The sequence below is a fragment of the Nitrosomonas cryotolerans ATCC 49181 genome, assembly GCF_900143275.1.
Lineage (GTDB): Bacteria > Pseudomonadota > Gammaproteobacteria > Burkholderiales > Nitrosomonadaceae > Nitrosomonas > Nitrosomonas cryotolerans.
Window position 1 is genome coordinate 518240 of record NZ_FSRO01000001.1, and the last position, 22858, is coordinate 541097.

A 22858-nucleotide genomic window follows, 5' to 3' on the forward strand; every position below is an offset into this window, starting at 1 on the left:
CTATTCAGGATTAACAGATGGATTTAGCTTTTGATCGCCAACATATCTGGCATCCTTATACTTCCACGCTTTCCCCGCTGACATGCTATCCGGTTAAGAAAGCGCAGGGCGTATTGATTGAATTAAATGACGGGCAACAATTGATTGATGGCATGTCATCATGGTGGTCGGCCATTCACGGCTATAATCATCATGTGCTCAATCAAGCGGCTAAGCAACAAATTGACCAGATGTCTCATGTGATGTTTGGGGGGCTCACACACAGCCCGGCTATCGAACTAAGTAAAAAATTACTCGCACTGGTGCCTGATAATCTGGAGCATGTTTTCCTGGCCGATTCCGGCTCTGTTGCGGTTGAGGTCAGTTTGAAAATGGCCTTGCAATATTGGCAAGCCAAAGGGGAGCCGCGATCCAGGTTTCTCGCCTTAAAACAGGGTTACCATGGCGATACGTTTGGGGCGATGTCAGTAACCGATCCAGATAACTCGATGCACAGCTTGTATAAAGGCTTCTTACCCCAGCATATTTTTGCCAACTCGCCGCAAATTGGTTTTTGGCAGACTTGGGACGAAGCCGATCTGACAGATTTTAAACAAAAGCTTCTAGATAATCACCGGCAAATTGCGGCGGTTATTCTCGAGCCCATTGTGCAAGGCGCTGGTGGAATGCGGATTTATCACCCGGAATTTCTAAAGGGTGTCCGTCAGCTATGCGATGAATATGGCGTTTTATTGATTTTAGATGAAATTGCGACCGGGTTTGGCCGCACCGGGCAGCTATTCGCTTGTGAACATGCCGGGATCAAACCCGATATCATGTGCTTAGGCAAAGCGCTAACAGGGGGCTATATGACCTTGGCAGCCACATTGACTACCAAACAGATTGCCGATACGGTTTGTGGTGGCGAAGCCGGTTGCTTTATGCATGGTCCGACTTTTATGGGCAATCCGCTTGCTTGTGCAGTTGCTTGCGCCAGTCTGGATCTGCTCGCTACAGGATCATGGCAAGCCCAAACCGCCGCCATTGAGTCACAATTTGCCGATTTGTTGCCTCAATTAACGCGACATCAGCAAGTTAAAACAGTCCGTTGGCTTGGTGCGATTGGCGTGGTCGAAACGCATCATCCGGTAAACATGAAGGAGATTCAGGCCCATTTTGTCGCGCAAGGGGTGTGGATTCGCCCGTTTGGACGATTGATCTACTTAATGCCGCCATACATCAGCACTCCTTTGCATATTAATCAATTGATTGCAGCCATCGATAGTGCGTTAGATAATCATCAATTGTTTCACTCAGCAATCGAAGTCTGATTTGGCTTTATTACAGAATAACGGTGTTACGTGCTCGGTCTGGCTCTCTATGGAAAGCCCCCGCTTTTTATGCGGTCACTGATTTACTGCTGAGTGCTATGCGACGATGATAATTTATCATCTCAACTTCCGGAAAACCCCGGTCTTAAGGCCGGGGATGGATAGGGAGTCAGCTTCGCTGATACTAAAGCCTGTTTTTTCACCTATTTCTGTTACAGTGTGTTAATGGAAATTAAGCGCGCATACAAATTCAGGTTTTACCCAACTTTTGAGCAAGAAACTATTCTGGCTCAAACATTCGGGTGTGTTCGGTTTGTCTATAATCGCATGTTGCGCGTTCGTTCTGATGCTTGGTATACCGAGAAAAAAAGAATCGGGTATCATGCTACCTCCTCTTTGTTGACCGAGTTAAAAAAAGAGCCTGAATTTGAATGGCTGAACAAAGTTTCCAGTGTTCCTGTGCAGCAATCTCTCCGCCACCTGCAAACGGCATTTGGTAATTTCTTTGCCAAACGAGCCAAATACCCGTCATTCAAAAGCAAGCATGAGAAGCAATCGGCTGAATACACGTCCAGCGCCTTCAAGTGGGACGGTAAGTCTCTGAAGCTGGCGAAGATGAAAGATCCACTGAATATCAGATGGTCGCGCACCCTTCCTAAGGCAACAAAACTAACGATTGCAACAGTCTCTAAAGACTCAGCGGGTCGATACCATGTTTCTATGCTTTGCGACGACTCTGTTGCGCGAAAGCCAATGGTTAGCGGCAAAGTCGGCATTGACTTAGGATTAACGCACTTCGCTATTCTTTCTACGGGCGAGAAGATTGCGTCTCCTAACACGCTACGAAAGAATGAAACCAGGCTTGCTAAGCTGCAACGCAAGCTATCTAAAAAGCGCAAAGGGTCGGCCAATAGACAAAAAGCCAGACTGAAAGTAGCGCGACTACATGCAGGAATTGCTGATGCTCGTAAAGACTTTCTACATAAACTCTCAACACGGCTAGTGAACGAAAACCAAGTGATAGCTGTAGAGTCTTTAGCTGTTAGCAATATGAAGAAAAATCGTTGCCTCGCAAAATCAATTTCCGATGCAGGATGGGGTGAATTTGTGCGGCAATTAGAATACAAGTCGCTGTGGTACGGGCGAGAGCTTGTAGGTATTGACCGATGGCATCCAAGCAGCAAACGCTGCTCGGGATGTGGGCATACCGTAAACAAGATGCCTTTGAATGTGCGTGAATGGACTTGTCCGGAATGCGGATCAATCCATGATCGAGACATCAACGCAGCGCGTAATGTTTTGGCCGCTGGACTGGCGGTGTCAGCCCTTGGAGAATCTATAAGTCCTGTTTGCATTTAGGTGCGTCCGGGTTGGATTCGTTGAATTGGGAATCCCCTTCGTTTACGGAGGGGAGCAGTCAATTAGCTGCTTTGGGGCCGAACCAACGCTTATAAGGCTGGTATTGGTCATAAAACCAGTTAAATCCGATCGTAAAGAAGAAAAAGAAAACCAGAAGCCCCGCTTCTATAACAATGGCTTCCAAAAGACTTATCTGCAGAAACCAGGCTACCGTCGGTACGGTTATAAAAACCAGGACACCTTCGAAGCCAGTAGCGTGAATAATTCGGATCATCAGCCCGCGCGAATTACGATTCATGCCAAAAATTAAATCAAAACCAATATTGTAAAAATAATTCCAGGCGACAGCAAACATGCTCAAGGCAAAACCAACGAGCGCTAAATCGCTGGTCTCTTTATCGGTCATCAATGCAGATATCGCTATAAGAATCGTTAACGCAGTCGCTTCAAACATCACCACGTGAAAAATTCTTTCTTTGCTGCTCATTTTAATTTTCATTGTTTGTTAGAGGTAAGACAGGGCCATCGGGGTATTGGCCAGCCTTAATGAAATTTCTTTAGACAACACTGAGAAATGAAACACCGTGCACACCGAGAAAACCATCAGCACGCCCCGTACCTGTTCCTACATCACCGGCTTCCTCTGCCTCAATCCTTTTGAGTCTATTCATCCGGAAGGAATGCCAAATTTCTTTGTAAGGTAAAATTTGTGGTGAATCGGGTGAAAACCTTTCATTATGTAGCTCAGGCAATTGGTACCAGGGTTCTGCGGGTCGATAGTGATGCGCGTTGTGGTAGCCAAAATTCAAATTCAGTAAGTTTAAAACTGGCCAGCGTTCAGAAATGAGATTTGAATAGGTGTGTTGTATATCATAAGCCTGATCACGACCACTCTTCTCAATTTTTTCATTCACATCAGAAACCAGGAAAAACTCATAGGTATGAGCATAAGCATCCGCAATAAACAAAGCGGTGAGGAACAATAAATAGGCGATCGCAAACCCAACCAAGGCCCAGGGACTGAGTATGTATAGCGATCCAAAAAACACAAGCCGACTAAGCCCCATCAAAATGACGCGCCATCTCTCATTCTTGAACTTGTCATTTAAGAATGGACGGGTCATGACATTGAAATGCATGATGAGTTCCACTGCTGGGAGGTACATCCACTCAAGCAAATAGACTGTTTTTCTGAACCAATTCGGCGTGCGCTTTAAGAAAGCACGTGGATCAAAAAGCGTGACATCTGCTCTGTCGCCATGATGGCGCATATGCATTCTTTGAATTCTACCGATCGGTGCATAGGCAGTTCCGCATATCCATGACAATACCTCACCGACTATCCTATTCACTTTACGACTCTGAAATAAACATTGATGTGCAATTTCGTGGATTAGATAGGCAGCAATGACCAGGGAGTGCGTCATGGCCAGTATTCCTGCAAACCAGGTAAGCAACTGGCCTGACGTTAATAAATAAATCCCTAGTGCCTGCATAGAAAATACATAACCAAAGGCCAGCGAATTGGGCAGAGCGCCCTCTGTATATCGCCATAACTGGAGTTTTGTTTTCATAATTAAGCTATCTTTCTTCAAAATAATGTAAAACAAAATATACATAATTAATAGTAAATTTACAAGTATATTTAATATTAATTTCGATTATTATAGGCATTGATAGTAAAATTATGAGTAATTAAGCAACTTAATGAACAGGTAACGTCTCATGAAGGCAAGTAACAAGCACCAACAACGCTTAAAATTCGTACAGGCGCTCAATCGTATGGATTCCGAATGGATGAAATTTCTGCAGGACAAAGATGTTTATGACATGAACTACTCAGATCTATATACGGGTTTATGGGCGAAACAGGAACCTGTACGTAAGCAAGAGGCGCTCTTGTTTATGCGGCATTTGGGTCCACAAACCGCAAAAAAATATCTTGATAAAGCCATATTAATTGGTTTAATAATTGAGTTACCTGACCCAAGCGATGGGAGAGCAAAGTTGATCGCGCTCTCACCAGAGTTAAAGATATGGCTGGAAGAGTTTTTTGATCATGCGATTGGATTATTTAAGGAGGCCTTGGCATAACTAGCGCTTAGAGTGAATCAGGGCAGTCGGACAGAGAAGCAATAGACCCGGACTAATGAAAAATCCGGGTTTACAATCAGGAAGCCGCTCGCAATGTACAAACTCGTGAGGGTACGTCAGGCCGCCTCAACTGACGCACTATTGGCGGATTCGCACCCGCCGGAACGTATTTTGGTATGGTTATTCCATGAAGGGCGATCGGAAAGAAGGTCGCGCCATTGCTTTCATGATTTGTGCTGGCTGTTCGTACGTGTATCCTAAGGCAGAAATATCCAGCACATCTTTGATACGGCGTTCCCACGGCTTCAGGATATCGTTCAGATTGTGGCCTGCCGGGCCATCTTTTAACGGTGCATAGTGTGGTGCCCAATCTGGTTTATCCTCGGCCATAATAGCCTGCCAGTCTGCCCAGACTTTATCTATAAAAGCATGGTGTAGAAAAAATACGGGATCATCAGGTGATGTCATCAGAAGCATATTGCCACCGACCCAAACGTGAATTCGGTTGTGGAGCTGTGTTCCTGGGGTGCGTACCCGAGAATCCGCGCGTTGTGTAACCCAGCCTTCGAGGCGATTCCTGAAGCCGAGTGTAAACGGGCTTGAATTATATGGCGGCGTATCATAAAAGGATTCTCGTAACGCCAGCGAGAGATCTTCGTTGTCAGGCAGTGAGTTGGCATTGATTCCGAATTGCCGTTTTAATCCGAGTTCTGGATAACCCTGTTCTGGGTATGCTGGTACTGGCCAGTTTCCATTGCTATGCGCGAAAGGGCCATCCGCAACACGCCAGTGATCGTTTTCGATGCCGTTTCCACCGAGAAATTTGTCAGACCAAATGGGGGAATTAAAGGGATCAGCGGCGTCTTCCGTCCAGTCCCAATAGGGGACCGTGATGGAACGATCAATAGTTTGAAGGTCTTTTTCAAGCTGAAGTAAGAATTCCCGGTGCCATGGCAAGAAAGAAGGTCCGAGATGGGCTCCGTTCCGATAATCGGGGTCATTGGGTTCCCACGGCCATATGCTTGGAATCATGACTTGATGGTGCCAATGAACATAGGTGTCATATCGGCCATACTTCTTGAGCTCAAGAAACGCATTTACCAGAGTGTCAATTTCGGTTTGACTCAGAGAACGAACATTTTTACGAATCTTCATTGATTATTTCCTTTTGATAGAAGGCACCTGAACCATAGACGCAATTTTGTGCGCGTCCTGATTTGAGGTATTGGTTATATTTTTATCATCTCAACTTCCGGAAAACCCCGGTCTTAAGGCCGGGGATGGATAGGGAGTCAGCTTCGCTGATACTAAAGCCTGTTTTCTCACCTATTTCTGTTACAGTGTATTAATGGAAATTAAGCGCGCATACAAATTCAGGTTTTACCCAACTTTTGAGCAAGAAACTATTCTGGCTCAAACATTCGGGTGTGCTCGGTTTGTCTATAATCGCATGTTGCGCGTTCGTTCTGATGCTTGGTATACCGAGAAAAAAAGAATCGGGTATCATGCTACCTCCTCTTTGTTGACCGAGTTAAAAAAAGAGCCTGAATTTGAATGGCTGAACAAAGTTTCCAGTGTTCCTGTGCAGCAATCTCTCCGCCACCTGCAAACGGCATTTGGTAATTTCTTTGCCAAACGAGCCAAATACCCGTCATTCAAAAGCAAGCATGAGAAGCAATCGGCTGAATACACGTCCAGCGCCTTCAAGTGGGACGGTAAGTCTCTGAAACTGGCGAAGATGAAAGATCCACTGAATATCAGATGGTCGCGCACCCTTCCTAAGGCAACAAAACTAACGATTGCAACAGTCTCTAAAGACTCAGCGGGTCGATACCATGTTTCTATGCTTTGCGACGACTCTGTTGCGCGAAAGCCAAGGGTTAGCGGCAAAGTCGGCATTGACTTAGGATTAACGCACTTCGCTATTCTTTCTACGGGCGAGAAGATTGCGTCTCCTAACACGCTACGAAAGAATGAAACCAGGCTTGCTAAGCTGCAACGCAAGCTATCTAAAAAGTGCAAAGGGTCGGCCAATAGACAAAAAGCCAGACTGAAAGTAGCGCGACTACATGCAGGAATTGCTGATGCTCGTAAAGACTTTCTACATAAACTCTCAACACGGCTAGTGAACGAAAACCAAGTGATAGCTGTAGAGTCTTTAGCTGTTAGCAATATGAAGAAAAATCGTTGCCTCGCAAAATCAATTTCCGATGCAGGATGGGGTGAATTTGTGCGGCAATTAGAATACAAGTCGCTGTGGTACGGGCGAGAGCTTGTAGGTATTGACCGATGGTATCCAAGCAGCAAACGCTGCTCGGGATGTGGGCATACCGTAAACAAGATGCCTTTGAATGTGCGTGAATGGACTTGTCCGGAATGCGGATCAATCCATGATCGAGACATCAACGCAGCGCGTAATGTTTTGGCCGCTGGACTGGCGGTGTCAGCCCTTGGAGAATCTATAAGTCCTGTTTGCATTTAGGTGCGTCCGGGTTGGATTCGTTGAATTGGGAATCCCCTTCGTTTACGGAGGGGAGCAGTCAAATTATTGATTATTTTAATTTGAAGTCGCTTGTAAACAAAGCGAACCCGAATGATCGTGGGCATTTAAGCCATGATATTAGGAAAATTTCGGATTCAGACCTTTGATTTACGTATCTCCCAGTGTTCTGTATTTCCTGTGACCACGTTAAATAAAGGGTGTAATTCTATTTCTTTCAACCCTTTTAATTTCTGATAGAGATCCTGATCTCTGGTTTCCAGTTTTTTTAATAAGTGTTGGAATTCATATTGTATCTGCCCGCTTGTAACAGGAATGCTCCCTTTAAAAATCAGGTCAACGATTTTATTTTTATCGAAATTGTAGCTGCGGTTATCAGCCTCCTCAGTGATTAATCTTAAATAGCAGGCAATTGCAGCAGATGGATGGCCGGTATTCTTAAACCGGATTAACTGTGGATGATTCTGATATCCTCGGGTGTTGCCAAGAAGGACACTCTGGGCGAGAAGGCCTTCTCTCCAGAGAGCAACCAAACCTTTTGAATCTAAATATTTTGGATGTATCGACCAAAGCCTCATGTCATATCCCCCTACGATACTCATTACCTTCAGTAAATGGTCGTGATCCGGTTTTTTGCAGCGAAGTTTTTTCCTTATGGGAATCCAATTAATCAGAGGATTAATCGGATTCAAGAAACTACTTTCGTATTTTGTTTTTCTAATCTAATCATGAACCCGCTCAATTGTAATCAGTGCAGGATAAATTAGTATAGATTTTTAGTCGTATTGTATCTATTTGAATAAATGAATAATTTATTGTTTAGGGTTGGCTTTTCCTGATAATAAAGCTATAGTTCCAGGAATAGGGTATATTTTTATAGATTTCTCTTGATAGAGGGATCTACGCTGACTGATTGATTGAACATGTTTTGTTTGATAATGGGAGTGGGATAACCTAACAGAGGTGGATGGGGTCCGCTGTCTGTAGTGATAGACTGAGGGATTCATCAGATATAGAACGGATTTTTAAGTCGCTCCTTTGTGGGCGATTAATTTTTTAATAAACTTGATTTTCAGTTAATTAATGGATTAATCAAAGTCAAAGCGGAGTGATGTTTTAGAATAAACAGCCGGATCATTCATACGTCGTACAGTTTTCTGGCAAATCAATACATGATTAACCAGACAATAATTCTGTCATTTCAATTCAATATTTTTATTGAACGAGTAGTACTTCATAGATAAACCGGAACATAGAATTATATTCCGGTTTCACACGTTAACCGCTCAATTGTTACATGGGAAAAGGCGCATCAAACCTGTGTGATACTGTTTTGTAGAAACTTTTCCCAGATTAATTGATGTGAAAAAGGAGAGAAGCATATGACTCCTGTCATACAATTTATAAAAAAGCAGATTGTTTCGGAGCAATCGAATAACAAACCTGTTCGCTTTCAAGTTTATACTGAGCATCAGCTGGAGAAGATCGAAGCGCTGCAACAGTTGCCCGAGCAACAGCGCTTTGAGATGAAGGTCGTTGCTAAAATTTTGCCCTTTCGAGTCAATGAATATGTCATTGATAATTTAATTGACTGGAATAATATTCCGGATGATCCGATATTTCAATTGGTATTTCCGCAGAAAGGAATGCTGTCAGAAGCTGATTTCGCACAGATGGCAACCTTGCTGCGCCGAGGTGCTGATCGTCATTTAATTCAACAAACGGTGCATGAAATTCGCCAGCGGCTGAATCCGCATCCAGCGGGACAGCTGTCGCTGAATGTCCCTCGCGAAGAAAATGAGCGGATGGAGGGGATTCAACATAAATATCGTGAAACAGTCTTGTTTTTCCCCAGCCAGGGTCAGGTATGTCATAGTTTTTGTAGTTTTTGTTTTCGCTGGGCACAGTTTATCGGCGATAAGGAATTGCGCTTTTCTAATAAGGAAGCCATGCAACTGTATCGTTACTTGAGCAGGCATGAAAGTATCAGTGATCTGTTGATTACCGGGGGTGATCCTATGGTTATGAAAACAGATCATTTGGCGAATTATCTTGAGCCTTTATTGACGCCGGAACTGGCGCATATTCAAACCATTCGTATTGGCACTAAATCTTTGAGTTTCTGGCCACAGCGTTTCGTTCATGATGCGGATGCTGGAGAATTGTTAACATTGCTTAAGAGGATGGTTCAATCCGGAAAGCATGTTGCCATTATGGCGCACTATAATCATTGGCGGGAAATGACGACGCCAATTGCGCAGGAGGCCATACGGCGGTTGCGTGAGACGGGAGCGGTCATCCGTACACAATCTCCTTTGCTGAACACCATTAATAATGATCCTGCTATATGGGCCCGCATGTGGCGTGAGCAGGTGCGGTTGGGTATGGTGCCTTATTATATGTTCGTTGAACGTGATACCGGCGCACGCCACTACTTTGAGGTGCCGTTGGCACGTGCCTGGGATGTTTACCGTAAGGCCATGCAGCAGGTATCTGGTTTGGGCCGGACTGTGCGGGGGCCATCAATGAGTGCCGGGCCCGGAAAAGTCGAAATTCAGGGTGTGACCCACATAAATAAAGAAAAAGTGTTTGTATTACGTTTCGTTCAGGGGCGTAATCCTGACTGGGTGCAGCAGCCTTTTTTTGCAAAATACGATGCCGAGGCTACATGGCTGGATCAGCTCAAACCCGCGTTTGGAGAAAGTCGTTTCTTTTTTCAAGATGAATATGATGCGATGTGTGAGGAAAAAATAAATCCGCGAACTTATGTGTAATGGATGCATCTTAAAACTATCTGTTCATATGAAAAGAAGAGGCTATTTTGATTGGTAAATTAAAATTAGTGGTACTGCTACCTACTGTAATGCGCTCATCTATCGCATGCTTTATCTAATACTCATTATACTTGTCGCTGTGTTGATCATGGGTCCCGCCTATTGGGTGAAACAGACGCTTGAGAAGTATAGCTATCCTGAAGAACGTTATCCTGGTACAGGTGGGGAATTGGCGCGTATATTACTTGATTGGGCAAATCTGCAGCAGGTTAAGGTTGAAATGACAGAGTCAGGTGATCATTATGATCCGATTGAGAAAGCGGTTCGCCTGATGCCTGACAAATTTAATGGTAAATCACTGACGGCAATCACGGTAGCGGCACATGAGGTGGGTCATGCGATACAAGACAGGGATGGCTATCTTCCATTAAGATGGCGTACGCGATTAGTACAATTGGCTGGGCCAGCCGAGAAACTGGGTGCAGCCATTCTGATGATCGCGCCGTTCGTCATGATCATCACGCATTTGCCGGTAATAGGCGCGTTATTGTTTGCCGGTGGCCTGTTGACATTAAGCACGACAACGCTGGTACACCTGGTGACATTGCCGATGGAAATGAATGCCAGTTTTGCTCGTGCGCTCCCGATGTTGGAACAGGGTAATTACTTAAAAGAGGGGGATGCGCCACATGCTCGGCGGATATTAAGAGCGGCCGCCTGGACTTATGTTTCGGCTTCGCTGATGGCATTGCTGAATATTGGTCGCTGGTGGGCTATTCTGCGTAGATGAAGAGATTCATGTAGTGGTGGTTTTTGCAGTCAATGCCGGTATTTTTTTCATTCAACGAGGCTTTTGAAAAAGCCCTCATCAGAAGTTTTTGGCTATTGATTATAAAGGGCTAATTTTTCAACTATTGGGGTTTTGCAAAGGTCTCTCAACAGCTCTCTGGACTGGGGAAGCCAATCGGGCGTATGTCGATGAATGTGCCGATGGATTCCCCTCGAATCGTAAGCTATTTTTTTGCTGTGGAATTTCCAATAGCTCTAAAGGCAACTACGGGTAAGCTAATTTAGCAGAATAAGACAACTGAAAGGATAGCCATTCTTTAAAATATTCGAATGTTCTGGCTAATACATACCATGCAATAGCAGGTAATTCCTGACAGCAATAAATACGATGACCATCAATGCTTAAGCGCCATTTTAAAACATTAGAATACGGATCTGCTAATGATGAATATGCTAAGTTTAAGTAACACCACACTTCTTCTAAATTAGAAAAAAACTCCTCTTGTTCTGAATTAATAGTCAGTCTGAGCATTTTCAGTGATCTCCTTAACCCGCTTGTTCTTAACTTCACCCGCTACTAAGCGGGTGGCCGCCTAAAAAATTACTTCAGAATTTTATTTAAGGATACTACGAATACTGGTTATATTTTTTGATATATATCAACATAATGAGGGCCTGTCTCGAAATAGCCAAAAATTAAGATGCTTATCACATCTATTTGTTAATAATTAATAGATTGTATAGTGAAAAACGGATAAATCGTACATTACGTGACAGCTTCAATCAGGGTAGTTTATAACTGTTCTGTTTCAGAGAAGCGATAGCCTACTCCCCTGACTGTCTGTACGAAGTTATGCTTCTCAACACTTTCAAGCGCCTTGCGTAATCGACGAATATGAACATCTACTGTGCGATCCTCGAGGAACACATGATCGCCCCATATGCGATCCAATAACTGTGCGCGAGTATGTACTCGTTCTGTATGTGCCATCAGATAATGTAATAAACGGAATTCGGTAGGCCCAAGTTTCACCTCGGATGACTCTGAAATATGGTCATTAACATAAACGGATACACGGTGCGTCGCTGGATCCAGTTTAAGTCCTCCGATCTCAATGGTTTCTTCAGAGATTTCGGGTAGGCGTCGACGCAATACCGCTTTAATTCTGGCAATTAATTCGCGGGGAGAAAATGGCTTGGTGATATAGTCATCTGCGCCTATCTCCAGCCCGGTTACTTTGTCGTGCTCCTCAATACGGGCGGTGAGCATAATGATAGGGATTGCCTTGGTGCGTGTTTCTTGCCGCAATATGCGTGCAAACTCAATACCACTCATGTTTGGCAGCATCCAATCAAGTAATACGAGATCGGGCAGGGCATTGTTGACCATGGTCGCAGCTTGTTCTGCACTATCTGCGCACAAAGCGATATGCCCGGCTTTTCGTAAATTATATAAAACAAGTTCCTGGATTGCGAGTTCATCCTCTACTACCAGTATGGTTGCCGACATGAGTGACTCCATGGATAGAAAGTTTCTTTAGGATAATATAAAAATATCGTTACATTTTTATGACAGTAGTAATAATGGCCATTTATTTTTAACAGACTGAGCGGAAATCCTCTCCATTCAGGGGGAGGATGAATAGTGCGGATGCCGCAGACGTCCTTATTGTCGGTCAATCTGGCATTTGTTGCTGTTCGATGTGCTGGCGAATGATGGCAATTGGCAACCACCACAAGACAAGAGGCCGCCAAATAAGATGGCGACCATAATGCGCCATCCCATAGCTTTTTGCGGATACATGAATGTTTTTTTGCGAATCATCCGGCTGGATACACCTTTGAGGCTATTTACCAGCACTGATGCCGCCAGTTTTGGCGGATAGCTCAGTAGGACGTGGCCATGCTCGCCATCAAATTCCATCAGTTCCGCCTCAAGGTTGGTACAGAGGCTTGCAAAAATGTCGCGCAAGTCGTCAACCACCTCCATAGTGAACAGGTCCTAACGGTATTGCGTTACAAAAACCAAATGAACATACATTTTGAAAACACGATGCTTACGGTATTTAATATCGTTGTTTTTTTATAGACCAAGTATAGTTGGAAATATAGAACGCTTGCAAGCCTACAAATTTCAGATCATGCCGAATGGTGATCAGCAGCGCGCAACGCGCCGATTTTTCAACCTTCAAAAAGAAGGGAGGATTTTACAAAAGCCCTGACCAGAAGTTTTCGATTTTGATCATAAAGGATTAATTTTTCAACCATTGGGATTTTGCAAAGGTCTCGATTGTTACCAAAAGATCTTAAAGCCACGAATATGAACCAGTCAGCAGCAGGTTTGATTGAGTTGCCAGAGCGGGGTCCCAACGGGTCGATTCTTGATCAGGGCTGGGGTGAGTTCCGCCGCCAGTTGGAATACAAGTAAGCGTGGCGGGGCGGTGATGTGCTTGCCATCAATACGCTAAAGGCAGGACATGCCCAGCTCGCCTGCCAAGTGAACGATGCAGTCATGTCGTCAGCGACACGAACTGACCGAAACCATCTACCCCATTCCGAAGTAGAGGCAGCAAGAATCTCCTGTCTTTAGGCGGGGGAGAATGTCAATGCGAGAGAATGTGATGAAAAGGGAGTTGAGCTAAAATCATATCAATATCAACAGGTTAAATTCATTGCAGGCATCCACCTCAGAAGCGAAGGGCACTGATAGAATTGAGGTGCCGTTAGTCTGTGATCAGGTTACATAAAAGACAATTCAGTACTAGCACAGTATAATCGAGTTGCATTAGAGGTTAAGTCGATTTATTTCAGCTTTTTGTAACAGCAGGACCCCTATGAATAAAATAGTGTCAATTATTTGTATTATATTGATGGTAACAGGTTGCGCCGGTCCCAAGCGCACGGTGCTGCAAGGCGTCAATGATGCTGGCCCGGGAGTGGTTGTTAACCCTTTGCCGGCGGCCGAACGTATGACAATCGGGATTGCCCGTTTTACCAATGAATCGATTTTTGGTAGTGGCTTGTTTACAGATGCAGCCGGTGATCGTATTGGCAAGCAGGCTGCAGATTTATTGGCGAGACACCTGATGGCGACGCAGCGCTTTAATGTTGTCGAACGTCAGGATATGAGTAAATTAGCTGCCGAAGCGAATCTGATGGGTCTTGGTGAGGCGCAGTTTAAACAAAACCTGGCAGGTGTGGATGCCTTGATCCTTGGATCCGTTGTTGAACTGGGGCGTGATACGACCGGAAGTAGCTGGTTGATCGGTAAGAAAAAAACGCAGCGCGCCCGCGCTCGTGTTGTACTGAGGCTGGTTGATCCGAAAACAGGCCAGTTGTTTTATACTCAGGAAGGTTCTGGAGAAGCTGATTTATCATCCAGCAGCACGCTGGGTTTTGGTGGTGCTACGGGTTTTGACTCGACGTTGGAAGGAAAGGCAATTGACGCCGCAATTGTTAATATGATTAATAACGTTGTGTTGACGCTGGATGCCCGTCGCTAATGGAATCTGGTAATAGATAACATGCAGCGCAGACACGGCTATTATCCGGGCGGCGTATTGAGGCTGGTCTATTTTCAATGCTGCGGCGTTATTATACTGGCAGCCGGTCTGATTGGCTGTGGTACACCCACAATCTATCATTGGGGGAAATTTGAATCCGGTCTTTATGATCGCTATGTGAATGAAGATCATGCGCAAGCGGATATCTATTTATTTGAAACCGTTCACGCGGCTGAACAGCAGAATCTCAGAGTGCCTCCTGGCGCGTATGCAGACTACGGCTTTCTTTTGTTCCAGCGCGGCGATTATGATGGCGCGAAAGCCTGCTTTGAAAAAGAGAAGCACCTATTTCCTGAGTCAAGTGCGCTGATGACACAGTTGATCGAACGTATTGAGAAAAAGACCGCCGGTACAACTAAAGATAATCAATCACAGGCAATGCCAAGATAAGAGACTGAGTAATGAAACGTATCCTGGCTGTTGCGCTGGTCTATCTGCTTATTTTACTTTCAGGTTGTGCTGCCCAACCGAACAAAGATAATCTGTCGCTGTTTTATGCACATCAACCTCGTTCCATTCTGGTTGTGCCGGTACTGAATGAATCTCCTGAAATCAGTGCTTCATCCGTTTTTATTTCGACCATTACCAAACCGTTGGCAGAACGGGGATATTATGTTTTTCCGGTTTACTTAACTAGCCTGATCCTGCGTGATTTTGGATTGGCTGAGGCGGGCCATATCCATCAACTCGCCCCGCAGCGTTTATATGAATTGTTTGGTGCTGATGCTGTTCTGTTTGTGGTCATCAAGGATTGGAGTAGTCAATATCTTTTGATCCGCTCGACGGTTGTGGTTGAAGCGGAATATACGCTGATCGATACGCAAACAGGTAACACGCTCTGGCAATCCAAGCAGCGCGTTGCACAAGACTCATCCGAAACCGGGGCAGGGCTGATAGGTATGGTCGTGTCTGCGGCAGTTAATGCCTTGTTTACTGATTATTTGCCGTTGGCAAGAAAGAGTAATGACCAGGCATTTATAGCACCGGAAGGCTTGCCGGCGGGTCCTTATCACGTTGATTTTGGTAAAGACCTGAATCAATTCAGACAGTAGCTAATATGTGTAATCAGCACTAGCTGTTTGCTTAAGAAACAATCAATCATATAACCACTAACATGATTTGAATAAAAAAAGTAAATGGGTGACAACGGAGTATAAACATACTGGGAATTTTTACTGAGGTTTTCTTTAGCCAGTCGTACAAGTGGGAAAAAATAACATGATAGCTGAAAAACTGAGGCACAAACAAAAACAAGCGAAGGTATCCATAGGATCTATTTCTTCCACCGCGATTAAAGTACTCATTGCGGATGATGCGGAGGCGGCGAGTGGGACGCTATCCGATCTCATTGATCAGGCTGGATTCACCTCGATAACCGTGACAAATGCAAAGGCAGCACTTGCATGCACTCAGCAGGAAATGCCGGATATAGTGCTGCTTGACGCGGATCTGCCGGATATGAATGGCCTGGATGCGCTGTCGCGTATTCACTCGTTAAATAAAGCAATTCCGGTGATCATCATTACAGCGCATGGCAAAATCGATGAAGCGATTCAGGCGATCCGGATGGGTGCATACGATTATCTCACTCAACCATTTAATCATCAGGATATCCTGATGACGATACGCCGTGCCATCAAAGATAAGTGGCCTGCTCGCCGCTGTCGCGATCGGATGGCACCGTCGGATTCCTTGCTGAAATCTATGGGGGGAAGCCTTATTATTCAGCGCATTTTGAGTGAAGTAAAGCAAGTTGCGGTGACCAATTTCTCGGTTTTGGTGATGGGCGAAACCGGTGTTGGAAAAGATCTGGTAGCGCAGGCGATTCATGCGGAAAGCGCGCGTTCTGTTAAGCGATTTGTAGCGCTGGATTGTGGCGCTATTCCGGACTCACTGATTGAAAGTGAATTATTCGGACATGAAAAAGGGGCCTATACTGGCGCGCATCAGGCTCAGATGGGTGCTTTTGAGTTGGCCTGTGGCGGCACGCTCTTTTTGGACGAAATAGGTAACATGCCCTTGACAATGCAAGGAAAGCTGCTTAGGGTTCTTGAGACGCGGCGTGTCCAGCGAATTGGCAGCACACAATACCGGGATGTCGATTTCAGAATAGTCGCGGCGACTAATGCGGATCTTGATGCGATGGTGCATCAACAACGCTTCCGTCGGGATCTCTATCATCGCTTGGTAGAGTTTACGATTCCTATACCACCCTTGCGTGAGCGAACAGAAGATTTTGCATTCCTGGTTCATCGATTTCTGGCTAAAGCAAATAAAGAGTTAGATAAACAAGTCAAAGGCCTGTCAGCATCCGCCTGGAAACTTGTCCGGCTTTATGATTGGCCTGGCAATGTGCGAGAATTACGTAATGAATTACAGCGCGCCGTATTGTTGTGTGATGACAGAGATACGATAATTATGCCCGAGCATTTCAAATTGCTTGATAGACGTGGCAGGTCACCTAGGTCTTCCAGGATTGACCGTGCGGAGTTGCACGCTCCCACTCGTGACGGATCCGATGACGGGTCACGTGGCGCAGATGCATTTCATATTCCTGGTATCCCGCCTGAACCGGATGGCAATGTATCACTTAAGGAGATGGTCAAGCAGGTAGTCGCCCAGGTAGAGCGAAAAATCCTCCTGCAGGCCCTGGAATTGACTCAAGGCAATAAGGCACAGGCTGCCCGTTTGCTTCGTATTGATTACAAGACGATTCATAACAAATTAAAAACATATCATATTTCGTCCATTCAATTTATGAAAGAGAAAGATTCCAGGGAATGTTGATGATCGGCGATATGGTGTCTTGTCGTTGATGCCAATCTAATGATAATCATGCATAAGGTGGTTCCGCCGAATAGGGGTAAGCCGTAGTCTTGACACCGGATGCTCAGCAGGGTGTTCTCGGTATTATCGATGATATCGCTTGTTCTCTTCGCTTGCGAGTCGACTCTAGGGAGCGGAGGGGTCGTAAGTGGGGCCGCTGGGTGGTGGATCCGGGTCGTAGACTGTGATGCCGCTTTGGGTTACAGACAGCGCTTGGTCTAAGGACGCGCCGGTGCCGTAATGAGTGATAGCCAGTCTATTGTTGGTGCCTTGCTGCAAGATGGTCAGTGTTCCACCATCCTGGTCGATTAATGTGACCTGTCCGCCGGTGCCTGATTGCGTGATGGATGCGCTACCTCCTGTCATGCCGGTTACACTCGCGATGTTGGCAGAACCAGTCTGCTCTATTGTGAGACCTGGACCATTGTATTCGCTGCTGGTCACGAGGGTGGCTTCGTGACCGCCCGCGCCGCCTTGAGTGATGGTCAAAGCACCTGTGGTCAGGGCCGCATGAGTTGCCACCAGCGTGCTTGCGGCTGCTCCGTTTTGGATGATGGTGGCTAGCAGACTCGCGCTACTGTTCTGGGTTAGTGTCGCTGAATTGGTGTCGCTGCCCTCCTGGGTTATCTTCGCCGTATGGCTGCTGCTCATCTGGCTGATGGAAGCGGTATTGCTGCTGGTGGTCTGGTAGATTTCCGCCCTGTTTCCGCTTGCGCCGCTTTGGCTGATATGAGCCAGGTTATCTGAGACGGCTGCGCCCGGTGTCCAGACATCGGTGGCATAGGTTGCGCCCTGACCGATTCGTATCGTTTGATTGATGCCCCCCTGTGTGATTGGACTGGCACCCCCAATCTTGTTTTCCAGACCGGTGCCTACCTGATAAATATCAATCAGGCTGCTGGTGGTATTGGCAGTATCGATGTTGATACGGCTCTGGCCGCTGCCTTGAATCTGGATACTGTTTTCGGCCAGTGCGGCTGTCTCGATGAAGAGCCATGCACTGGCTGCCAGAAAAAGCAGAGTTCTCCTATGCATATGAAAGACCGCTGCATAACTGTGTTTTTGAGCTTTTCTGATTACTTGCAGCATTGATAAATCAAACACTTAAAACCTTGCCCAGCCCGAGATAACCAGTTATGCAGCGGTCTTTATGATTAATCATTCCTGTTAATCATTATGGTGAGTGGCTGCATCCACGCCGGTGGCCGCTGGTATTTCAGATGTTGTGTCGGGGGGCGCCATGCGGAAACCTTCCAGTTCCCCGTTGGAACCATAAACGGGAACGGCCTTGGCGTGTTTTTCTTCCAGATAATGCCGGATCAGCCGCTGACCCAGTGTCGGGTTTTGAAATGACCACAAACCATCGATGGCACCCTCCATAATCATACTGTAGACGCCGCGTTCGATTGCTTCGAGTACGGCCATTTGAGGCGGTTCGTTAGAGCTGAAGCCGGCTTCAGCTTCCAGCAATTCCTTAAAGCCGACAAACTTGAAAACACTGGCATCCAGTTTAACTGAAAAAATGGTTTTTGAAGTCTGCACGGATTTCAATACGCGACCGTCCTGTACTGCCACCGCGCGCAGGAAAATGGTGACTGTATCCCGCTGGAATTGCGTATCGCCACCGATGCCCAGATATTTTGCCCCGAGCCCACCGGTGAGTAGATTGGTTTCATAGGCAATGATGCCGCCATCGAGAATAACCGGTGCGTAGATCATAGGGGGGAGGGGGGGCAGCTTGCTCAGATCTTCTCTGGACATGTATTGCATGCGTGTCTGACGGATAATTTTACGTTCATTCAATAAATTAGGGAGGGATTCTCGCTCCACCACGGTGAACCATTTTCCTTGCCCGGCATCTTCCAGTGCCTTGATGAGCATGGACGTGGCACCTTGTGTGACAGCGGTGGAATAATTCAGTGTGCTGGTCGCTGATTGCTTGTATTGTCCGGTCTGATCGCGGAATTTATACACCGCCACGATAATTTTTTCAGCCGGCGGCGGCAGCGCTAACAGATCATCGATAACCTGGGATCGATAACCAATTTGAGCCTTGGAAGAGCTGATCGGCTGGAATAGCGTGGTGCAGCCGGTCATGGCGATCGCTGCTGTGGCCAACAAAATGCCCAGGCGTGGTGCAATTGGTAAGGCAATGGACATGATGATATTCGATGAATGTGTAATTTAAGGGAATCAGACGCCTGTCTGGCAGACAGGGGTATTAAAAATTTGGAATGCTGATGCGGTACGCTAAAAAATCAGCATTTTGTAGTGAGTGTTCATGGTATTAAAAATTCGGAATGCTGATTACGGAGCGGCCCCCGGTTACATTATCCACAATGGTAACGGTGGTGGCGTTCAGTGCGGTTTCGACACTGATGGTATTGATACCGGTATCAATGGCGGTATTATCTGCCGCGTCGCTGCCGAAGGCCTTGCTAACCAGACGGCTGGCCAGTGCCGACATGACCAGTCGATTGACCTGCTCGGCAAATAGGCGGGCGCTGTCGGGTTTTTCTGATCCTGGCGATGCGGTTGTGGGTGGTGGGGTCTTTTTGGTAGGTGCCGTATGGTCGTTCTGTGCATTGGCATTGGATAGCAGGTAGCCGCCGTTTATCGGATTACCCCCGAAGGAGGGATTAACGAAGCCTTGTACCAGCTCACTTGCCTGCGCTGATAGGGGGAATAAGAAGCTGATGAAAATCAGGAATAAAGTGTTTTTTTTGAACAAATACATAAGAATGATTCCGAGACCGGATGATCGATAGGCTCATCCGGTTGTGAAATGAATGTTCCGGAAAAGCAATTCCGGGATTACCGTACCTAAATAGTCAGATTGAGTGTTGCTGGTGTTCCACTGACACCGATTGCATCCAGGTTGAAGATTCCGCTTGAACCGTTGCTGGAGGTGACCGCCGCACTCTGAAAGTCACCATTCTGGTTAATGGTCGCGTTTGTCGCTGATCCGCCGCTCAGGGTCAGGGTTGAATCGTTCATGAGAGCGTCCTGGTTAATGGTTAAGGTGCCCGCGGTAAAACTGGTGACGATGAGAGTATTGCTGGTACCGTCAGAATTCAAGGTTAATGTGCCCCCGTTTGCAATGGCGGTGGTGTTGTTGGCGTCTCCTTCCGCATTGACGTAGACATTATTACCCGTGCCGGTATTATTAATCGTTAGGGTGCCGCTGCCATTAACATGGGCTTTAACCGTTCCGGTGGCCTGTGTTAAAGCAAGCGTGCCCGTGCCGGCATTGATCAGGTCGGCTGTTCCCGTGATGGTGGCCGCACCGGCGTTACCGTTGTCTCCTGCCGCGTTCACGTAGGTATTACCGCTATTGCTTTGCGTGATGGTGAGCGCACCGTCGTCACCGTTGGTATTGGTCAGGATGGTGCCGGTACTGCCGGCATCTGTTCTGAACTGGGTAATGGCAATGGTATGCGTGCCGTCATGAACGACAGTCGCCGTGCCACTGGTTCCTGCAGCAGTGATGTCATTCCCCTGATTGATCGTAACAGCACCAGAACCGCTCTGGGTAACCTCCGCAGTGAAACCAGCTCCTTTGCCCCCACCGGCGGCGGCATAACCCTGGTTGATTGTGACGAGACCAGAACCGGTGCCTGAATTTAATGTTACGGTATTACCATCGCTATTCTGACTGATTCTGAAGTTATTATTATCGGTGACCGTGCCTGTGACCGCGTTACCTTTGGTTGCCGCGCTTTCTGTCCAGACAGTTCCGTTCCAGAAAGCACCCTGACCGATATGAGCCGTACCTGCCACGTTTCCGTTTAAAACCAATTTTTTGAGGGTTTGGCCCACCTGGTTCTTTTCCCCGTCTCCGTTGCCGTCGCCACTACCTACCTGATAGATCGACACGATTTTGTTTGATCCGCTGGAGTTGATATCGGCAGCGTTACCGGTACCGTTATTGGTTGTGGCAGCTTCAAAGGTGACTGTGTTATCGGCTGCGCCTGCACTACCGTAAGCCAGCGCCAGTGCGATGGCGGTTGTAATCGTGGCTATTTTCTTAAATGGTGTTTGCATTCTTACTCTCCAAATATATGGTTAACCCGTTTTATTATGATCCTGCATGTGAATTGTGGGGTTAAGCAGGCCTCATCTAGCAACAACGCAAATAGCGTGCCATATAATTTGATTGCAGAGTGTTACAGGATGTTAATATATAACATATTGTTTATAAAGATTATTGTATGCTAACTGAGATATCAGAAAGAAGGCTGGAAAAGAATTCGGGTGGGTAATTGTGATGCATGATTCCCTATCTATGGAATCGATGCTATAGCGTGTGGTGGCTGCCGGGTGCCGTATTATCCTCTCAACTGGCGGGCTTAAGTGTGGAGGAAAGGTGAAAGGTGGCGCAGTACGCAGTAGAAAGGGCGCAGTATTGAAAAACCGAAACAGTCTGTGGGGAAAGTGACCGTGCGTTCAGTGCAGGCCCGCCATCGGGCGAGAATCTGAAATCAGTGTTACTTAAAATCCTGGATGATCTTTTGACAGATAGTAATTGCGAACGGGCTTTAGCAGGCGATCTCTAGGCGCCAGGCCTCAGAGCACTGTCTCCTGCCTCGTTTATAGACCTGAACACCAACCAGAAAACGACAGCTAATTCAGGTTTATATTTGAACTGCTGAGAAGTTTGGGTTTTGTGCATCCTTCGCTGGAAAATTTTTTTCGAGTGAAATGATACCTGGTCTGATGCCAGTGTTTGGTTCAATGACAAGAATCTTGAGGCATGGGCTTCAGCGCCTCGGCCGTTGCAAGAAATTCATTTCTAATTTTCAATTCTAAAGTAGGATATGATAATCCAGTGTGGGGAGTGGAAGCAACTTTGTTATACAATACGTGTGTCGAATGTGGGTACGCAGAAAATGCAGACCTCGATGCGGTCGGTCATCAATATTCTAAGGGTAGGGCATATCCAGCTCGCCTGCCAAGTAAACGATGCAGTCATGTCGTCAGCAACAGAAACTCATCGAAGTAGAGGCAGCAGAAATCTCTTGTATTTAAGCGGGGGAGGGATGATGTCAAGTATAATGTTACTCTAAGAGACTAATCAAGCTCTAATAAGCATTAGATTGAATTATGCCAGTTACTACTGGCATTGTTTTGTATTACATGGATTGCTTTTTTCCTGTATTTTAGAAATTTTATCAAAGCAACGAACTCATCTAAAAGGATTAAAATAATGCATCTGTATCGGCATCAACAAATCAAGGTTATGCACGGATTTACGTTGCTGGAATTACTGGTTGTTATGGTTATTATCGGTTTATTGGCCGCTTATGTTGGACCAAAATACTTCTCTCAGGTAGGTAAATCCGAAATTAAAATGGCTCAGGCGCAGATCGATTCGCTGGAAAAAGCCTTGCATCAATATCGTTTGGATGTGGGCAATTATCCGGCCACTGAATCGGGACTGGCTGCTTTAGTAACCCGCCCGAATAATGAATCCAAATGGCAAGGACCTTACCTTACAAAGATGCCCCCGGCAGATCCCTGGGGACATGCCTATATTTATAAATATCCGGGGGAACGATCAGAATTTGATTTGTATTCACATGGTAAAGATGGTCAGCCGGGTGGTGAAGGCGAAGCAGCTGATATCACGAATTGGTAAATTAG

Annotated in this window: 21 protein-coding genes and 1 pseudogene; 11 read left to right on the plus strand and 11 right to left on the minus strand. The window is 46.1% G+C overall.

Features of this window, described 5'->3' with window-relative positions; all coding sequences use genetic code 11:
- Positions 1–17: 17 nt before the first annotated feature.
- Positions 18–1310: an adenosylmethionine--8-amino-7-oxononanoate transaminase gene (gene bioA / locus BUQ89_RS02275; protein ID WP_028462022.1), complete on the plus strand. Its 1293-nt coding sequence runs from the start codon at positions 18–20 to the stop codon at positions 1308–1310.
- Between the two features lie 225 nt (positions 1311–1535).
- The gene (tnpB, locus tag BUQ89_RS02280) at positions 1536–2669 is read left to right on the plus strand and encodes an IS200/IS605 family element RNA-guided endonuclease TnpB (RefSeq protein ID WP_074202479.1); all 1134 of its coding nucleotides are present in this window, start codon (positions 1536–1538) and stop codon (positions 2667–2669) included.
- 58 nt (positions 2670–2727) lie between these two features.
- On the opposite strand, the gene BUQ89_RS02285 is transcribed toward tnpB (BUQ89_RS02280), so the two are convergent.
- Both BUQ89_RS02285 and BUQ89_RS02290 read right to left on the minus strand, forming a co-directional pair.
- Positions 2728–3156, minus strand: coding sequence for a PACE efflux transporter (locus tag BUQ89_RS02285; RefSeq protein ID WP_028462521.1), 429 nt, complete (start codon positions 3154–3156; stop codon positions 2728–2730).
- Positions 3157–3226: 70 nt separating this feature from the next.
- Positions 3227–4243, minus strand: coding sequence for a fatty acid desaturase family protein (locus BUQ89_RS02290; protein WP_028462520.1), 1017 nt, complete (start codon positions 4241–4243; stop codon positions 3227–3229).
- A 151-nt stretch (positions 4244–4394) separates the two neighbouring features.
- Here BUQ89_RS02290 and BUQ89_RS02295 point away from each other — a divergent pair, with 151 nt between their 5' ends.
- Positions 4395–4763: a hypothetical protein gene (locus BUQ89_RS02295; protein ID WP_028462519.1), complete on the plus strand. Its 369-nt coding sequence runs from the start codon at positions 4395–4397 to the stop codon at positions 4761–4763.
- Positions 4764–4943: 180 nt separating this feature from the next.
- Here the strand turns inward: BUQ89_RS02295 and BUQ89_RS02300 are convergent, their stop codons facing one another.
- Positions 4944–5918, minus strand: a complete 975-nt coding sequence (locus BUQ89_RS02300; RefSeq protein WP_028462518.1) for a tyrosinase family protein — start codon at positions 5916–5918, stop codon at positions 4944–4946.
- Positions 5919–6111: 193 nt separating this feature from the next.
- Between BUQ89_RS02300 and tnpB (BUQ89_RS02305) the strand changes: the two genes are divergently transcribed.
- Positions 6112–7245: an IS200/IS605 family element RNA-guided endonuclease TnpB gene (gene tnpB, locus BUQ89_RS02305; protein ID WP_074202480.1), complete on the plus strand. Its 1134-nt coding sequence runs from the start codon at positions 6112–6114 to the stop codon at positions 7243–7245.
- 155 nt (positions 7246–7400) lie between these two features.
- Here the strand turns inward: tnpB (BUQ89_RS02305) and BUQ89_RS02310 are convergent, their stop codons facing one another.
- Positions 7401–7955 (minus strand): pyrimidine dimer DNA glycosylase/endonuclease V, encoded by a 555-nt coding sequence (locus tag BUQ89_RS02310; RefSeq protein ID WP_245812874.1) that lies wholly within the window; start codon positions 7953–7955, stop codon positions 7401–7403.
- Positions 7956–8645: 690 nt separating this feature from the next.
- Here BUQ89_RS02310 and BUQ89_RS02315 point away from each other — a divergent pair.
- Positions 8646–10037: a KamA family radical SAM protein gene (locus BUQ89_RS02315; protein WP_028460884.1), complete on the plus strand. Its 1392-nt coding sequence runs from the start codon at positions 8646–8648 to the stop codon at positions 10035–10037.
- Positions 10038–10143: 106 nt separating this feature from the next.
- Positions 10144–10827 carry a zinc metallopeptidase gene (locus BUQ89_RS02320; protein ID WP_028460885.1) on the plus strand — a complete coding sequence of 228 codons (684 nt, stop codon included), beginning with the start codon at positions 10144–10146 and terminating at the stop codon, positions 10825–10827.
- A gap of 264 nt (positions 10828–11091) precedes the next feature.
- Here BUQ89_RS02320 and BUQ89_RS02325 read toward each other — a convergent pair whose 3' ends face one another.
- From BUQ89_RS02325 to tnpA, 3 genes and pseudogenes are all read right to left on the minus strand, one after another.
- Entirely contained in the window at positions 11092–11358 is a 267-nt protein-coding gene (locus BUQ89_RS02325) for a hypothetical protein (protein ID WP_028460886.1), read from the minus strand.
- Positions 11359–11619: 261 nt separating this feature from the next.
- Positions 11620–12336, minus strand: a complete 717-nt coding sequence (gene phoB / locus BUQ89_RS02330) for a phosphate regulon transcriptional regulator PhoB (RefSeq protein ID WP_028460887.1) — start codon at positions 12334–12336, stop codon at positions 11620–11622.
- Positions 12337–12502: 166 nt separating this feature from the next.
- Positions 12503–12867 (minus strand): annotated as a pseudogene (gene tnpA / locus BUQ89_RS02335) (IS200/IS605 family transposase).
- A 793-nt stretch (positions 12868–13660) separates the two neighbouring features.
- Between tnpA and BUQ89_RS02340 the strand changes: the two are divergent.
- From BUQ89_RS02340 to BUQ89_RS02355, 4 genes are all read left to right on the plus strand, one after another.
- Positions 13661–14329 (plus strand): CsgG/HfaB family protein, encoded by a 669-nt coding sequence (locus tag BUQ89_RS02340; RefSeq protein WP_028460888.1) that lies wholly within the window; start codon positions 13661–13663, stop codon positions 14327–14329.
- A gap of 21 nt (positions 14330–14350) precedes the next feature.
- Positions 14351–14779: a DUF4810 domain-containing protein gene (locus BUQ89_RS02345; RefSeq protein ID WP_083399501.1), complete on the plus strand. Its 429-nt coding sequence runs from the start codon at positions 14351–14353 to the stop codon at positions 14777–14779.
- 11 nt (positions 14780–14790) lie between these two features.
- On the plus strand, positions 14791–15441 hold the full coding sequence (locus BUQ89_RS02350) for a DUF799 domain-containing protein (RefSeq protein ID WP_028460889.1): 651 nt from the start codon (positions 14791–14793) through the stop codon (positions 15439–15441).
- 166 nt (positions 15442–15607) lie between these two features.
- Entirely contained in the window at positions 15608–17176 is a 1569-nt protein-coding gene (locus tag BUQ89_RS02355; RefSeq protein WP_051537512.1) for a sigma-54-dependent transcriptional regulator, read from the plus strand.
- Between the two features lie 165 nt (positions 17177–17341).
- Here the strand turns inward: BUQ89_RS02355 and BUQ89_RS02360 are convergent, their stop codons facing one another.
- The 4 genes from BUQ89_RS02360 to BUQ89_RS02375 all read right to left on the minus strand — a co-directional run bounded on the left by BUQ89_RS02360 (position 17342) and on the right by BUQ89_RS02375 (position 21259).
- Positions 17342–18319, minus strand: coding sequence for a hypothetical protein (locus tag BUQ89_RS02360; protein WP_143071214.1), 978 nt, complete (start codon positions 18317–18319; stop codon positions 17342–17344).
- A 63-nt stretch (positions 18320–18382) separates the two neighbouring features.
- The gene (locus tag BUQ89_RS02365; protein WP_051537513.1) at positions 18383–19375 is read right to left on the minus strand and encodes a CsgG/HfaB family protein; all 993 of its coding nucleotides are present in this window, start codon (positions 19373–19375) and stop codon (positions 18383–18385) included.
- 127 nt (positions 19376–19502) lie between these two features.
- A complete protein-coding gene (locus BUQ89_RS02370; RefSeq protein WP_028460891.1) occupies positions 19503–19952 on the minus strand; it encodes a curli assembly protein CsgF in 450 nt (149 codons plus the stop codon).
- Between the two features lie 86 nt (positions 19953–20038).
- Positions 20039–21259 (minus strand): beta strand repeat-containing protein, encoded by a 1221-nt coding sequence (locus BUQ89_RS02375; protein WP_028460892.1) that lies wholly within the window; start codon positions 21257–21259, stop codon positions 20039–20041.
- A 1162-nt stretch (positions 21260–22421) separates the two neighbouring features.
- On the opposite strand from BUQ89_RS02375, the gene gspG reads away from it, so the two are divergent.
- Positions 22422–22853, plus strand: coding sequence for a type II secretion system major pseudopilin GspG (gene gspG / locus BUQ89_RS02380; protein ID WP_036572643.1), 432 nt, complete (start codon positions 22422–22424; stop codon positions 22851–22853).
- Positions 22854–22858 lie beyond the last annotated feature (5 nt).